Genomic DNA, 16,222 nt, shown 5'->3' on the forward strand with positions numbered 1-16,222 from the left:
AGGAAATCCTTAATTTTAGTGATTCTATTTTTGGTTATGGAAAAAGCCCTTACTCTCCAACAAATGCCGGACTTTATAGTCTCTACCATACCTAAAGGACAGGCGTCTTATTTAGTATTCGGAGAGCGATCAATAGGAAAAAAGGATGTTATAGATATAGTAATTAAACAATTAGAGAAGATCGGATTTAGAACAGGAGTTGAGCAGGTACCTTCTGTGGGTGAAACGTATAAGAATCAGACGCTCAACTCTATTATGGATAAAATTACAGGTAAAACGGAGGTAAGGGATAAGAATACGATTATAAAGGAGTACGATGAATTTACAAGAAACAACAAGGAAAAGATCGTGATAGCTGTCTATGGTGTTGAGAAGCTATCTATGGAATCTAAGAACTTATTTCTGTATATGTGCAGGATATCAAGGAATCGCAACGTAACTCTTATAGGGACATACAATGCAGACAGTACTGACGAATATGATAGATTCATTAATTTAATAGCAAGCGAGGACTACATCAATATAATTAAGATAGAAAAGCCGACAATAGAAGATATAGCATTTCTAGTAAAAAAGATGGGATATAAGTTACCGGATGACTTCGTAAAAGAAATTGCAAGGCTTACGAACTATAACATTGATTCTATGAAGTATGCACTTAGATACTATCAAGATCTAGGAGTCATAAACGACCGTAAGGAGATCAATACCGTGTCTTTCCGATATATACCTGTCCCGCCAACCACTGAACTATACTATGAAAAAATGATCAATTCCCTGACAGATCTGGAAAAGAACGTGGCGTACCTCATGGTTATGCTAAGCAACGACATCGATGTTGATTCTGCAGCCATTATCCTTAATCGAAAAAGGACTGAAGTGCTCAATATCATTAGAAAGCTTGAAGATAAGGGGCTCGTAAAATTTAATGGCCAGGTTGTAGGGTTCTACAGCGATAAAATTAGAAGAAGCGTTGAAAAAAGCATGAAAACTTCCGATATAGCTTACATGACGAGCCTAATAGAATCGAGCCAATTGTTCATGAGGATGCCCCCGGCTCAAAGAATGCACATACTTATGAAGGCCAATAAGCTAGACGAAATAAGGGATATAATAAAGGAAAAGGGCCAATCTCTTGTCGACGGATATAACTCAGTGGATGAGGTAATAGAAGATCTTGAACAGCTGGGAAATGTGTTTTCTGAGGACTCTGATGTAAAAAAAGTACTCTGCCATGCCTACTACCTTAAAGGGCGTTTTGACAAGGCTATTTCATGCTATATGGATATAAAGCCAGACCATGATTTAGATTCAATGATAGACCTCTCATCGATATATTCTAATATGGGGAAGTTTGAGGAAGCCGAGAAGATATTAGAAGATGCAAAGAATAATTTCACCGATGACTATCCTCAGACGATAATAAGTTATAGGATAGCCGCCCTATATTATAGAATGGGAAGATACAAAGATACTATAGATATGCTTACACCCCTCCTTGGGAAAATTGATGCTGAGAACATGTCTGGAGTTAAAGCTGGTATATTGAATATTCTTGGAAACATTGACATGACTTCGTATAGATATGGCGATGCGCTAAAGAAATACAATGAAGCTCTTGAAATTAACAGAAAGTTATCAAACTATGCAGAGATATCGAGAAACCTTAACAATATAGCCCTTATAGACGTATATACAGGAAAGTACGATCTTGCGATAAGCATACTCAAGGAGTTAATAGAGACTACCTATAGTACCGGCGATCTAGTTTCTAGAATATATGCTATTTACAACCTTTCCGAAATATACTATGTTATAGGAAAACAAGAGTATGCTGAAGGCTACATCCCATTAATGATGAGGATTCTCGACGTAGTAAGCGAGAAGCGTGTTTCTTTCCATATATACCGTTTCCTCACTATGTACTATGTTGGCCTCCTTGACTTTAAGATGGCAAAGAAATATGCAGAGCTTGCGATAGAAAATGCCATAATGGAAGATCAGAAGATAATGGCTATAATTTTTCACAAGATTATAAATTATGTCTTGACTGGCGAAGATCCTAACATTGATACGCAGGAAATAGATAGCACAAACTTTACAGATGATTACACAAGCACCTTCCTCATAGCTCTTGCCTATTACTACAGAATTATAGAAAATCAAGAAATGGCCAAGCACTACGTTGATATGGCTGAAGAAGCTGCATATAAAATGAAAATTCCTTACGTAATCGTAAACGCTTCATTCCACAAGGCAGTTATACTGCTTTCAATTGGAGATCTGGACGGTTTCAGGAGACATTTTGAAAGAATGCAGAAACCTCCCACAACTATCCAGTTTTACGATGATTCATTCGAAATATTCAGATCGATATACGACGGAAACTTTGATGCGATAAAATCTTCGAAATATAGGATCATAGAGGAAGATCACGTAAATGGCACGCTGAAAGGCCTTATGCCAGTAATATTAAATGCATTTGCACTTTATAAGTTCTCTGGCATCCCAGACGATCTGCACCACCTTATAAATGTGACTCCGGAACCTTATTCACGACTACTTGCGTTGATAACGAACTACCATTGAACTCTATTATCCTCTTGGACATAACTAGTTCGTCCATGCCTATATAACTAGCTGTTTCTATTTCTTTGAGGCTTAATTCTCGAAGCCGCAGTATATGAAAACGCACCGCCCTTGTATACGGATCTGCAATTTCGTAGGTTTGTTTTAGGAAATCTGAGTACTTGCCTAATATAAAGGCTTTGAAAACTTCATGATCGGGAAGAGAGCTTATCTCTATGAAAGAATCTCCGATCCTCCCTATTGAATAGAAATAGAATGCCCGACCGTATGAACTGAGTTCTACAATGTCTCTATTCCTATAGTCCATTATATCTGTGTATAGCCCATTTATAGTTTCAGTACTTATCCTTTCCGTCAAAATCTTCTCTTTGAGCTGCTGAAGGTCGCAGTATATAGCACTTTTGCCCAGCTTCATTATCAGATCTCGCACGGATTTGGAAAATGTGTAAGCATAGTTATCGTTAAAATCCATACTCTGGAACGGGGCATTGAGTTGACTCGATGCAACGGAGTTATCATTGAAATTGATCTGCGCCATAGATAAAACATCCTTTGTTTCAAGTGCAAGCACCATTTTCCATATTCTGAATACGGTGCTTCCTGGAAAGATTGATATTGCAGTATTAAGTGTGGATTTGGCTTCTTCAAAGCGCCGGCAAGTAAAGAGTATTGATATTTTATAGTATAGGAAAGAAACGTCAGGTGAATCCTCAATCACTTCATCTATTATTCGAAGGGCCTCCTTGTATCTTCCTAACTTTATTAGTATTTTAACTCTATCCAAGAGGTCATAATAATCATTCATCAAGTTATTTTCATAGGGCCATTTTGTAAATAGATTATTTGCAATCTCATATGTATACTCTACGTCACATATGAAAATCCAGAGACAAAGAGCTTATAGCCACGCCCATATTTTAGCTTTATCTCCTCCCTACCCTTATTTATTGAATTGTAAACTGACTTATCCATGGCTATTTTTACCTTTTCATTACCAAAGAATAGCAAATTCTCCGAAACCCTATCGACTATTTCTGCCTGCAATTCCCTTATGACTTGGCACATGCCGTCAAGGCAGGGCCCGCTCTCAACTCTAGTAGTCAAAAGTATGTACTTGCCGTTTAATGATGAGGTTATATTCTCATCAACTAGCACTTTCCCGGCACCCACCTGAAATTCACACCATGACATATCGATTACCCTTGCTATTTTGTAATCACTTAATAGATTTTAATGATTCAGTTATAACCATTTATTCTACTATCGATTTGGCGATAAAGACTGATCATCGCTTATTTTTGATTTTTTATAGGTACAATGCAAACAACCATAATTAGGAAATTAGAATTTAATCCTCGACAAAATTAGTGGCTTTATCAAATGTCCGTTGACGTTTGGCTTCTTGCCGTCTGCTCAACATCTTCAATTAACGAGCCTTTAAAGGATCTTTTCGAACATGTACGAACACTTCTCGCTACATTCGTGTATGCATTAACATCTCTATCGATATTAAGACCATAGTATTCTTTCCCTTTAGGCTTTAACGAGTGCGACTGCCATGTTACTTATCTTTGAATAATAATATGAAAGCATCTCGTATTCTTCAAGTTAATTATAAATTTACTTTGATAAAGAATATCTTGATATAATATTTTTATCGACAATAATATTCAGCATGAAATTAACCATACCAGTAAATTCGTACATGATATCTTTCAATTTATCGGATGGTGGAATATTCTGTGTTATGGCCTTATAGCATACACAGATATATACTATATATGAATCTACCCGCACCATTTCATGATCCTCATTCATCATCTCATTCGATATACCGATCTATTAAAAATCAACAAAAAAATTGACAACGTCAAATTAGCAAAAAAATTTAACGTGATTACCGCTATATGTCTATGGATTTCGATTTTACAGAGGATCAAAAGCTGCTGCAAAGTACAGCAAAAGACTTTGCAGAAAAAGTTATTGCACCAAATATTGAAAGAATGAGAAAAGACAGACGCATACCAAAAGAAGTTTTCGATGGGTTAGCAAAAATGGGTTTTTTGGGCATGGCTATTCCTGAAAAGTACGGTGGGATGGGAATGGATGCCGTTTCAACAGGTATTGTCGCAGAGCAAATTGCGAGGGCTGATCCAACTGCATCCATACCAGTTCTCTTTCTAGTTGACAACGCATGGTCGTACCTTATAAGCAAATACGGTAATCCTGAAGTCTTTTCCGGAATCCTGCAAAAGGTTGCTAGAGGAAGCCTTATAACTGGCATAGGCTCTACAGAGTCCGGACATGGATCCGATGTAGCTGGCATAGATACAGTAGCCGTGAAGAAGGGCGACGAATATATTGTGAATGGTGAAAAATCGTTCATAAGCCTTGTAAGGGATATCAAGGAAATCGGAGGAGGCTACGTAACAGTGGTAAAGACTGATCCAAAGGCTGGCGCAAGAGGCATTTCATTGCTCTACATACCCTATTCTGAGGAAATAGAGATCGGTTATCTCGAAGAAATGGGTAGGGAAGGGTCCTCTTGGGGCACACTAAGGTTTAATGATCTGCACGTTCCAGCTAAATACTTAATTGGACAGGAAAATAGGGGCTTCAATATAGTGCATGAAGGTTTTGAATTTGCCAGGGGCTTAATCTCGGTTATATCTGCATCAATGGCCTTAAAATCGATAGAAAACGGAGCTGCGTACATGAAGCAAAGGAAAGCCTTTGGAAATTCCATTGCAACCTTCGAGGGGCTTCAATTCCAATTGGCAGACGATGTTGCAAAGATGGAGGCTGCACTTAACTTTGCATACAAGGCACTGTGGATATACGATCAAGAGCAGAGATACGGGAAATATAGCAGATTCCAAGTAAGCAAAATGATAGCCATGGCTAAGCTCATATCTACCACATGGGGATTCGATGCAGTCAATGATGCTATGCAATGGCAAGGAGCCTATGGATATTCAAAGGATTGCCCAGAAGAGTGGGCATTAAGGGGAATAAGATCCTTCCAGCTCGCTGAAGGCTCTAGAGAAATAATGAAAATCATAATTGCCAGAGAAACCTTGGGAAAGGAATTCATAAAATAATTAGAAATTTTTATCTACAATGCTCTTTCAAATTTTTATGGTATATAACCAATAATTACACGTTCATACTCTATCGCGTCGAACTGGAACGGCAACCTTGATATGCTTGGAAACAATAGTTATTTGCGGTGAGATCGAGATGTTTCTTGAAGCTATAAGAGTTCCAAAAGACAGAATTAAAGTAGTCATAGGCAAAGATGGCGAAGTTAAAAAGAAAATAGAGGAAATGGGAGAAGTAAAGCTGACGATAGACACCGCAGAGGCAGAGGTAAGTATTGATCAGCTAGGTGATGCTGTCAAATCGAGCATCGCCAAAAACGTCGTGCAAGCCATTGGCAGAGGATTTAATCCAGGAAAGGCCATGCTCCTCTTTGAAGAAAACATGCAATTGGTAATAATATCACTCAGAGAATTCGCAAAACCAGGGTCGAGCAAGATAACTCAAATCAAGGCTAGAGTGATAGGTACGGGAGGAAAAACTAGAGCTATAATCGAAGAGCTAACTGGATCTTACCTCTCGGTTTATGGGGATACGATATCCATAATAGGTGATTACCTGGCTGTAACGTATGCAGAAGAAGCGATAAACATGATAATAAACGGAAAGAAACACAGAACCGTCTATGCATTCCTTGAAAAGAGAGCTAGAGAGTTGAAGTACAAACGTATTGAGGAGTCATTCGGATGATTGGGAAATCATTATATCTCTGCATGCGATAATGGAAGAAAGCGGGGTGGGGTAGTCAGGAGATCCCGATGGGCTCATAACCCGTAGATCGATGGTTCAAATCCATCCCCCGCTATCTTAATCTTCTTGTTCTAAATTTTTAGGAATTGCATTCTTTATATCTTGGATCATCTCTTCAAAGCTGGTTTTAATCCCATGTTTTGAGAAGAAGGTCGATATATTTTTTATATCCCTCTTGAGGAACTCCGTTGCCATAGGATGATCTATATCCACGGCTTGCGCTAGATCTATAAAATAAACCCTTCTTCTATGGTATAGTATGTTGTACTCGCTAAGATCAGAATGTACCAGCCTTGCAGAAAGCATCTTCTTAATTCCATCGAGCGTCATGGTATATATCTCCTCGGTGACCTGAACATCCTTTAACTGGGGCGCAGGCTTTTCTTTTGTTCCAATATAACCTTCAACCAGTATGTTCTTGAAGAAACCAATTGGCCGTGGTACGGGCACGTGCTTTTCATATAAAGTAAGCATATTCGTATACTCTTTCCTTACCCACAATGAGATGATGCTCATTCTGTCAATGCGCTGCTTCACAAATCTCTGATCACCTTCTATGTATTCCCTTATGTTCATGAACTTGAGCGTAGACATCTTAAATACTTTTACTACAACGTATCTCTTGTCGCTGACTGCACGGAAAACTACAGACTCCTTGCCTGTAGATATTGGAAAATCGAGATAATCTATACTGTACCTTGAAAATGCGTACTTAATTGCTTCTAGAGTTCTACGATCAAAAACAAGGTCAAGGGTCTTTCTATCAAGGTTAGATCTGAAAGCAAATTCATCAAGTTTTATTAATTGTTTCAGGGCAGATTCATCTATCTTTTACCACCTCTACTTGAAAATATCAATTACTTCAGGGAGCATATGATTTCTGCTGAGGTAGCTAGCCTGTGTCTTAGTGTACCTATAGACAACATCCGCTTTTTCGGGCTGGAACTCCCATGGCTTTACTATAACAAGATCCTTTTCCCTAATCCACATTCTCTTCCTCATCCTACCAGGGATCCTGGCATTTCTTGTATATCCGTCTTCGCACATCACTGATAATCTAGACGCACCTTCCATCTTCTCGACAATTCCAAACATTTCCCCTTTTTTCTTGTTTGGAAGGATAACTCTCCCAAGTGATTCTTCTTCTTCATTAAATTGATCTTGATCGACGTTAACGTCCTTATCTTCGTCTTCAGTTTTATCTGGGCTCATTCGTAACTGTATGTATAACAGATATAAAAATATGGTATTATTTATGACGTAGAATTTTATAACTCTGCATCAGGAAATTACTGCTTCACACTTATAGTGTTTATATTGAAGTACCTAGACACAGCGTCCCTGAACAGCTTAATGTTTTTGCCCTCCTTCCCTATCACTTTGCCTATTTCCTCTTGCTTGACACCAACAACTATATCAGTTCTATTATTCTTCCAGCTGATCTGAATTTCATTTACTCCGTACCTGAAGAATATATTCCTCACAAAGGTGAGAAGGTCCCTTGATATCTCAGCAACTAGTATATGTTTATTGATCTTATCCTTCAAGTCAGAAATGACGTCTTTGTTTTTCTTGAACATCTCAGCCATCTTATGCTCTCCAACAATGAAGAGTGCCATATCCTCGTTCTCGACACATTCCATTAATTCAACCTTAGCTATCTTCTCAAATATGGCAATATGCGCCATAATTTCATTATCAACGGTTATCTCCTTCATCCCTATTCCTCATTTCTTGGTTTTCGGATAGCCTTTATATATAATGTCTACCGCACCTGTACCGAGGGTTATGGGCTGTCCTACTATAATATTTTCTGCAACCCCTGCCAGCTTATCGACCTCTCCCATGATGCCAGCCCTGAGGAGGTGTTTTGTAGTTATTTCAAAGGCTGCCCTTGCTAAGACACTGCTCTTCCTGCCAGAAATACCTGTTCTTCCAACTGCACGTACTGACCCGCTGAAGGTCATCATGTCTGCTACAAGCATTAGATGCCTCACATCGACGTTAAGCCCCTGTTCCTGAAGCGTTCTTTGGGCCTCGTTAAGTATTGCATTCCTCGCTGCTTCTATACCTAGAACAGTAGCTATTTCAACTATGTCATTGGTATATGTTCTCGTAGGATCTACTTCATCTACTTCAAGTACGTCTTTGAGATTTGAGCCTTGTGTATAAATAACCCACCTGTGCTCCTTTCCCTCTACTCTGGCAATCGCCCTCTTTATGCCAGATATGCCTTTAATCGGGAGTGCCTTTATCTGCTCCTGGAGCAAATAAAGTTTCTTAAACGACTCTTGTTGTGGCTTCACTATTATCTGACCAGACTCCTCCATCACAGTTACACCCTTAACCTTGTAGATGGCGTTTACAAGATCATCTTGGTTTATGAGCCTGTCATTCATCTTGTTCGGATCTGGCCTAACCGTTATTGTAAGCTCGCCGATATCAGTTATTATATCTGCAACATCACTAACGCTTGTATTTTCCAGCCTTTTAACGACATCCATGACAACTTCATCGTTAGTTTCAAATTCTGGCTTTAGGTATATTGTCATGGATGGCGTACTCGGAATTCTCCTTGCATCGACTATTTCAATTAGTCTTGGCAGGCCAAGGGTGACGTTCATTTCCCTAACGCCGGCGAAGTGGAACGTTCTCATGGTCATCTGAGTGCCCGGTTCACCTATACTTTGCGCGGCAATTATACCTACAGCTTCATAAGGATCTATTAGCTCGTCCTGGATCTCCTCGCCTATTCTCTTCAGTATCTCTCTGTATTTCTTTTCTCCCCATTCTTCCTTTCTGCGAAGTATTTCCTCAGCGACAGACTCAGGTATATTGTAACCAAGCTTTTTTGCCTCCGCTATAACATCAAGCACCTGCGACGAGACCTTTTTTTCGTATTCATACTTCTCCCTTATTTCCGCTGTCTCTCTCTCTGCTATGGCGTATGTCAAAAGTTCATCGATCCTCTTTCCAGATGATCTAAACTCCATTATTGAAATAGGTTCAATTTTCTGTATTTTTTCGATTTCCATTATAGATTTAAGGCCTGATTTCTTTTTCTGAATTACATCGGATTCATTTGAATATGGCGCTACCGAGGATATCGATACGTGGTATGTGAATCTCTTTTTATCTGAAGTCACATAACCTTCAGTAATTCCCTTTGGCACCTCAAAATCAACAGCGTATTTAGCAGGTACAGACTTGGATAAGAGGGACATATTCTTGGCTGTATCTTTCCATATGATCACTTCCGTAAGTATCACCTCCCAGCGTTTTCATCGAACAGAATATAGTTGATGTCTATTGCCCTGCCTTTTTCGCTTCTAGTTGGGTCGATTCCGTCTTCACCGTATTTAATCTGTATGAGCGATCCCACGGTATCCTTGACTTGCCTCTCCTCATCTACTTTTAGATCCTCAAATGCATTAATCAGACGCCGCTGCATGTACCCACTTCTCGAAGTTCTTACTGCCGTGTCAACTAAGCCTTCCCTTCCGCCAATACTGTGGAAGAAATATTCTGTTGGAGTAAGACCAGTCATATATGAAGATTTAACGAATCCACGTGCATCAGCGCCAATGTCGCCCCTCTTGAAGTGGGGCAGCGTCCTGTTGTAATAACCTCTGTTTAACCGGCCTCCTCTTACAGACTGCTGGCCCACAATACCGGCTACTTCTGATATGTTAAGCATGGTAGCTCTGGCCCCTGACCTAGCCATTATGACAGATGGTACGCTTAAACCCAAGTACGAACTAGCTATCTTTCCTGATTCATCCCTTACCACACCAGCCTCCGACAATATCTCTATCTCAAGGGTGTCTTCAACCGATCTTCCTGGTGCAGGTTGAAGCTCGCCACGCTTGTAGGTTTCTATAAGCTTATTTATACGATCCTCGGCCTGGTTGACAAGCTCTTCAATTCTAGCTGTAGCACTATATGGGATATCGTAATCACTTATACCTGTCGAAAATCCGTAATAAGTTATAAAGCCTACAGCGAGCCTAGTCATGCGGTCGATGAACTTCGCAGCCTCGTTCGGGCCAAATTTCCTAAATATTTTGTCAATGATTGCTCCCGAGAACGGGGATATCGCAGCTTCATCTATTGTTCCGTGGATGAGTTTACCATCGACTATAGTTACGTAAGTATCCTCCTTTTCCTTTTCGTACTCACATGTTTCCGAGGATCCAGAACACAGTTTGCTGCGGAATCTAAGGTTTAGCCCCTTTGGGAGTATAGTTGAAAATATATTTCTACCAGAATAATATTTCTTGCCATTTACAATGGTAGCATCGGGTATAAGATCCGGATCGACATAGCACATAATGTGTATCATTTCTTCCTGCGTGAACAAGGGATTGTTGTGCGTAAGGAGAAACATAGCCGTTACGTGATCATGTATTCCACCTATGATCGGGCGGCCAAACCTAGGAGACATTATCTGCTCTTGAACTTTCATTATTATCCTTGCTTCTGCGCGTGCTTCCTCCTTCTGAATTACGTGCAGGTTCATTTCATCACCATCAAAGTCTGCATTGTATGGTGTACATACGGCAAGATTGAATCTAAATGTCTGCCCTGGAAGCACACGGACAGTGTGGCCCATCATCGACATCCTGTGGAGGGACGGTTGCCTGTTAAATAGCACGATATCTCCTTCCATTAGCTGCCTTTCGACTGTCCAACCTATTTCGATCCTGTTTGCATTTTCCTCTGCATTCTGATCAGTAATCTTTATCCTTCTGCCATCAGGCCTTATCACGTAGTTGACCCCAGCCATATATTTACCATATTTATCCCTAGGGTTTCTGCCGCGCTTTATGAATTCTCTCATTTCATCAATGTTGAATTGATTCACAATTACGGGTACTGTAAGTTCTCTTGCAGCCTTCTCTGGTACTCCTACTTCGTTAACCGAAAGGTAAGGTTCTGGGGATATAACCGTACGAGATGAGAAATTGACTCTTTTACCTGATAAGTTTGACCTGAAACGCCCTTCCTTCCCCTTAAGACGCTGTACAAGCGTCTTCAGAGCACGTCCTGATCTATGCCTAGCAGGAGGTATCCCAGGCGTCTGATTATCGAAATAAGTCGTAACGTGAAACTGAAGCAGATCCCATAGATCTTCTATAATCAGCTGTGGAGATCCGTTATCCCTACTTTCCCTCAACCTCTGGCTTATCCTTATTATATCGACAAGCTTGTGTGTTAGATCATCTTCACTTCTCTCTCCTGTTTCAAGGGTGATCGACGGCCTTACGTTGATTGGAGGTACTGGTAATACCGTCAAAATCATCCACTCTGGTCTTGCTGTCTTAGGATTAAAACCAAAGAAGACAAGATCATCATCAGGTATTCTTTCCAGCCTTTCTCTTATTTCCTTTGGGGTTATCTTTACATTCGTGCCTTCCTCCCTAAAAGTAGTAGGCTTGTCTAGGATTATTTTGCTCTGCTGCGCACCACAGTGTGGACATACCATACGCTGGGATGCCAAATCTACGAACCGCTTAGTCATAAGTTCGATATCTTCCGGATCACCCGTCTCAAAATCTACTTTTTGGACTTCAGGCAAATAGGTCTTGATCTCGTCGTCCGTAAGCTTTATTCTCCCGCACGACTTGCAAGTTGCATCAAGAAACATTTTTATTTCTTTCACGAAGCCTACATGAACAACGGGCATAGCAAGTTCTATGTGACCAAAGTGACCAGGGCATTCATCTACCTTCCCGCCACAAGTAGCGCACCTGAGGCCTGGTTCTATAACACCCATATGCAAATCCATAAGCCCGTGTTCAATTGGATACCCATCATCATCATAGGTATCAGCGGTTATAACTTTCACCTGACTCAACTTTCTTATCTCGTCTGGAGAAAGAAGCGCAAATTTAATACTTGAAATTCTTTTAGAAATTCCCATCATTTCATATCACCCAACATAAGACGCATAACAACACCGAGAGATATCAGCTCATCCCTCATGAGCTTAAAGGCGTAACTGGTCTCTATTGGATAGATGTTACCTGTATTGCCGCAAACTGGACACCGAAGAGTTCCCTTTCTCCTGTCGTATATTGCTATATGCCCACATGAAGGGTTACCACACACGTAAAGTACGGTGCCATCGCTCTGATCTAGCAAGCGATCCTTTATTACCATTGCAGCCCCATGCGCAATTAACGTATCTCTTTCCATTTCTCCGAACCTTAAACCACCCTGCCTGGATCGGCCTTCGGTTGGCTGCCTGGTAAGTATTTGGACAGGCCCCCTAGACCTGGCGTGGAATTTACCTGCTACCATGTGGTGCAACTTCTGGTAATATATTACACCCACAAATATGTCGGCCCTGAACTTACGTCCGGTTATTCCGTCGTACATAACCTCTGTTCCAGACTTCCTAAAACCATATTTGACAAGTTCGTCCCTGAGGCTCTTTTCTGGTTCCCCGCTGAAAATTGTACCATCGATGAACTTGCCCGTCCTTGAGGCTATTTTCCCTCCAATCATCTCAAGTATATGGCCAACGGTCATCCTTGACGGTATAGAGTGCGGGTTGAATATAAGATCCGGTATTATACCTTCCTCGGTAAACGGCATATCTTCCTGCGGAACTACTAATCCAATGACGCCTTTCTGACCGTGCCTAGAGGCAAATTTATCCCCTAGTTCAGGAATCCTTTCGCTCCTTACCTTTATTTTAACGACCCTGCTATTACTCTCTGAAACTGTGAGAAAAACGTTGTCTACATAACCGCTTTCGTTTGGTCTCATCGTAACAGAAGACTCCCTTCTTCTCTGCGGACCGAGCCTTTCCTCTCCTTCCTCTAGGAATCTCGGCGGTGAGGTCTTTCCTATGAGGACGTCAGAGCCTTCTACATATGCTTCTGGGTATATTATTCCACTTTCGTCGAGGTTCTTATAATACTCTTCCGCCCTGGCCCCTATTACGTCGTGAGTGGGAATTTCGAACTTATCTTCCTGACCGCCGGGGTATCTTCGCTCTTCAGCTGAATAAGTCCTGAAGAATGTGCTTCTTCCTAGTCCACGGTCTATTGCAGCCTTATTTATAACCAGTGCATCCTGTATGTTGTAACCTTCATAGGATAGAACGGCCACTACAAAGTTCTGCCCTGCTGGCCTTCTGTCGTAATGCGTGTATTCCATCACACGAGTACGTACAAGCGGAACCTGAGGATAGTGAAGCAGGTGTCCTCGCGTATCGGGTCTTATCCTCACATTAGATTGAGCAAAGCCAAGAGACTGCTTTGCCATCGCAGATGCAATAGTTATTCTTGGTGAAGAATTATGCTCAGGATACGGAATTATCGATGCTACAACACCAAGTATCATTGCTGGGTCTATTTCTAAATGTGTGTGCTCCGGAGTTATAAGCGATGGGACTTCGAATTTGTTGTAACAGAATCCGCACTCAAGGATAATATTATTGGAGCCTGGGTTAGACCAGTCAACCATAGATCTGTATAGGTAACTCGAGCAGTGTGGGCATTTTTCGGGTATATTATAGGCATACACTGCTACGTATGCATCTTCCTCTTCTTCTGCATCAAGCCATTCTAATGCACCAACCTTAACAAGGTCTTCGAAGCTGTACTCGTCCTTCCTCAGCTTCTCTATCATGTCTTCGGTTATCACGGTACGGCCGTCCTTAAGAACAAGAAGCGGCCTTCTCAACCTGCCCCTATCGCAGTTAACAATGACCTCATTTGTGTTATCATCATACCTTACATTGATCTCGTCCGATATACGCCCTGCACGACGTTCTTCTCTTAATCTCCGGACAAGATACCTTGGATCGTCGTGGTAACCCACGAAATCTCCATTGAGATATACTCTGCCCTTGTTTGGGCTTTCCTCTAGGACCTCCTTAACGTCCATACCTTTCAGGATCTCCATCACAGTTTCAGAATCTATTCCTTGAGTTACGTTGATGAGAAGGGCTGCGTTTTTAACAAGGCCGCAGTTTTGGCCTTCTGGAGTTTCGTTGGGACATATCCTCCCCCACTGAGTAGGGTGTAGATCACGAGCTTCGAAGTGAGGCTGTGTCCTGGTAAGCGGAGATATTATTCTGCGCAGGTGACTTATTGTACTTAGATTAGAGACTCTATCAAGTAATTGCGATACTCCAGTACGGCCACCGATCCAATTTCCTGTTGACATAGCATGCAGTATTCTTTGCGTCAGCAGATCCTGCCTTACGGCTGGCCGAATCTTTATCCCTCTCTTCCTGTTGTAAGTTTTTTCTAGCTGATATTTTAGGTCCTTCATCACGGATTGGAATGCACTCCTGAACAGTTCGTCCATAAGGTCCCCGGCAAGCTTTATCCTCTTATTTGCCAGGTGGTCTTTGTCGTCTTCCTTCCTTATGCCTAGGCTTAGTTCAAGTAGAGAACGGGCCATCCTTCCAAGATAAATAGCCTTTCTAATCCTATCAGATGCTGAATCGCCCAGATGTGGAAGAAGTGAATGATCAAGCATCTGAGATATCTTCTTGTCCCTAAATTCCTTCGCCTGGCCTGCAGCAAACCTCTTTTCTAAGTATGATATAGCGTCCTCAGTCGTATTTACCCCGTTCGGCGGCAAAATCTTTGGGTTTTTAGAATCCTCTATGTTGGCGTATATGATCGGCTCCATTTCAGGAACTGATGCTATTGCATCGTGGACGTCTACATCACGTTCAAGACCTAATGCTTTCATAAGTATAACTAGTGGCACTGTTCCGGCGACGCTTGGAATCGATACATTTATAGTTCCGTCTGAGCCCTTTTCCATAGATGTTAGGGCACGGAAACCTCCACGCTGTGAGAATACCTTGGCGACCTCAACTTTACTCTCATAGCGATCCTCCCATTCAACCATTATCTTGTTGGGAGCCAGATCTTCCAGGGAAACGATCACTCTCTCAGATCCGCCTATTATAAAGTAACCTCCTGGATCGTCAGGGTCTTCACCAACATATTGGAGTTTTTCCCTGCGCGAAAGGCCAATTGGGCCATTGTTCTTCTCAATATACTGATCTAAATTGCCTTCAGCCAACGTGCATATTTTGGATCTTACCATCACAGGTATGTCTCCAACTTTTATGGTTTCGCTTCCCTTTTCTATACCGTCCTCAACTATTCTGAGCTTTAAAGTAACCGGAGCCATATAATTTAGGTCTCTAAGACGTGCCTCATTTGGCGTTATCTGGTTCGAAGCGCCGGAAGCTTCTTTTATTTCAGGCTTACCGACAAATATTGTTTGTTCTCCGACATAATGCCCGTTTTCTCTTACACGGCCATAGTATATCCTTATGTCGTGCCCACCAGTCTTAGCTGGATCCAAAACAAAAAACCCCGGGTCTGCATCGTCCGATACCTTAGTCTCGTCTACGATCTGCTGCATAACGCTGTTGGGGTTATCAGAGCTTGCATAAAAAGAATTCATTGAATCGAGCTGATGATTTACAATTCCATATTTTTTAAAATAAGCATCAACAATCTCTCTCACTTAAACACCTCAGATGCTACAACGCGATAGTAAACAGAATGGCCCATTGTTGGGCTGTTCCTTATTATCTTAATAACCGTACCATCCTTTATCTTGCCATGAATTGCCTCCAAAGCCTTTATTACAGGATCGTTTGGACTTATTCTCGGCAAAAATTCCTTTTCAATACCAAGTTCCTTCAGTATGGTTTTCTCCTCCTCTTCACTCACAATATGATGTTCCGGAACGAGATTATGATCTAATACATTAAATTTTGCCATCTTCTTCCACCACG

12 protein-coding genes and 1 tRNA gene are annotated in these 16,222 nt (G+C 41.3%); 4 read left to right on the forward strand and 9 right to left on the reverse strand.

Annotated elements, in window-relative coordinates:
- Positions 1 to 36: 36 nt before the first annotated feature.
- Positions 37 to 2,589, forward strand: coding sequence for a tetratricopeptide repeat protein (locus tag TVG_RS06265; RefSeq protein WP_010917430.1), 2,553 nt, complete (start codon positions 37 to 39; stop codon positions 2,587 to 2,589).
- On the opposite strand, the gene TVG_RS06270 is transcribed toward TVG_RS06265, so the two are convergent.
- Complete coding sequence (locus TVG_RS06270) at positions 2,528 to 3,394, reverse strand: tetratricopeptide repeat protein (protein WP_010917431.1); 867 nt, start codon at positions 3,392 to 3,394, stop codon at positions 2,528 to 2,530. The two genes, TVG_RS06265 and TVG_RS06270, sit on opposite strands and share 62 nt — an antisense overlap.
- 59 nt (positions 3,395 to 3,453) lie before the next feature.
- The gene (locus TVG_RS06275; RefSeq protein ID WP_070097249.1) at positions 3,454 to 3,780 is read right to left on the reverse strand and encodes a hypothetical protein; all 327 of its coding nucleotides are present in this window, start codon (positions 3,778 to 3,780) and stop codon (positions 3,454 to 3,456) included.
- Between the two features lie 722 nt (positions 3,781 to 4,502).
- On the opposite strand from TVG_RS06275, the gene TVG_RS06285 reads away from it, so the two are divergent.
- The 3 genes from TVG_RS06285 to TVG_RS06295 all read left to right on the forward strand — a co-directional run bounded on the left by TVG_RS06285 (position 4,503) and on the right by TVG_RS06295 (position 6,493).
- Complete coding sequence (locus TVG_RS06285) at positions 4,503 to 5,690, forward strand: acyl-CoA dehydrogenase family protein (RefSeq protein ID WP_048054141.1); 1,188 nt, start codon at positions 4,503 to 4,505, stop codon at positions 5,688 to 5,690.
- Between the two features lie 106 nt (positions 5,691 to 5,796).
- The gene (locus tag TVG_RS06290; RefSeq protein ID WP_010917434.1) at positions 5,797 to 6,378 is read left to right on the forward strand and encodes a KH domain-containing protein; all 582 of its coding nucleotides are present in this window, start codon (positions 5,797 to 5,799) and stop codon (positions 6,376 to 6,378) included.
- A 40-nt stretch (positions 6,379 to 6,418) separates the two neighbouring features.
- Positions 6,419 to 6,493 (forward strand) — tRNA-Met (locus TVG_RS06295).
- A 2-nt stretch (positions 6,494 to 6,495) separates the two neighbouring features.
- Here TVG_RS06295 and TVG_RS06300 read toward each other — a convergent pair.
- The 7 genes from TVG_RS06300 to TVG_RS06330 form a co-directional block, all read right to left on the reverse strand.
- Positions 6,496 to 7,266, reverse strand: coding sequence for an RIO1 family regulatory kinase/ATPase (locus tag TVG_RS06300; protein ID WP_156769116.1), 771 nt, complete (start codon positions 7,264 to 7,266; stop codon positions 6,496 to 6,498).
- A 12-nt stretch (positions 7,267 to 7,278) separates the two neighbouring features.
- On the reverse strand, positions 7,279 to 7,650 hold the full coding sequence (gene eif1A, locus TVG_RS06305; RefSeq protein WP_010917436.1) for a translation initiation factor eIF-1A: 372 nt from the start codon (positions 7,648 to 7,650) through the stop codon (positions 7,279 to 7,281).
- A 77-nt stretch (positions 7,651 to 7,727) separates the two neighbouring features.
- Entirely contained in the window at positions 7,728 to 8,156 is a 429-nt protein-coding gene (locus tag TVG_RS06310; protein ID WP_010917437.1) for a transcription termination/antitermination protein NusA, read from the reverse strand.
- A 9-nt stretch (positions 8,157 to 8,165) separates the two neighbouring features.
- On the reverse strand, positions 8,166 to 9,662 hold the full coding sequence (gene rpoA2, locus TVG_RS06315; protein WP_048054143.1) for a DNA-directed RNA polymerase subunit A'': 1,497 nt from the start codon (positions 9,660 to 9,662) through the stop codon (positions 8,166 to 8,168).
- 41 nt (positions 9,663 to 9,703) lie between these two features.
- Positions 9,704 to 12,364, reverse strand: coding sequence for a DNA-directed RNA polymerase subunit A' (rpoA1, locus tag TVG_RS06320; RefSeq protein WP_010917439.1), 2,661 nt, complete (start codon positions 12,362 to 12,364; stop codon positions 9,704 to 9,706).
- Complete coding sequence (locus tag TVG_RS06325) at positions 12,361 to 15,948, reverse strand: DNA-directed RNA polymerase subunit B (RefSeq protein ID WP_010917440.1); 3,588 nt, start codon at positions 15,946 to 15,948, stop codon at positions 12,361 to 12,363. Before TVG_RS06325 ends, rpoA1 begins: the two co-directional genes overlap by 4 nt.
- Positions 15,945 to 16,208, reverse strand: coding sequence for a DNA-directed RNA polymerase subunit H (locus TVG_RS06330; protein ID WP_010917441.1), 264 nt, complete (start codon positions 16,206 to 16,208; stop codon positions 15,945 to 15,947). Before TVG_RS06330 ends, TVG_RS06325 begins: the two co-directional genes overlap by 4 nt.
- Between the last annotated feature and the right edge of the window lie 14 nt (positions 16,209 to 16,222).

It is taken from the genome of Thermoplasma volcanium GSS1, assembly GCF_000011185.1.
In the GTDB taxonomy this organism is placed as follows: Archaea; Thermoplasmatota; Thermoplasmata; order Thermoplasmatales; family Thermoplasmataceae; genus Thermoplasma; species Thermoplasma volcanium.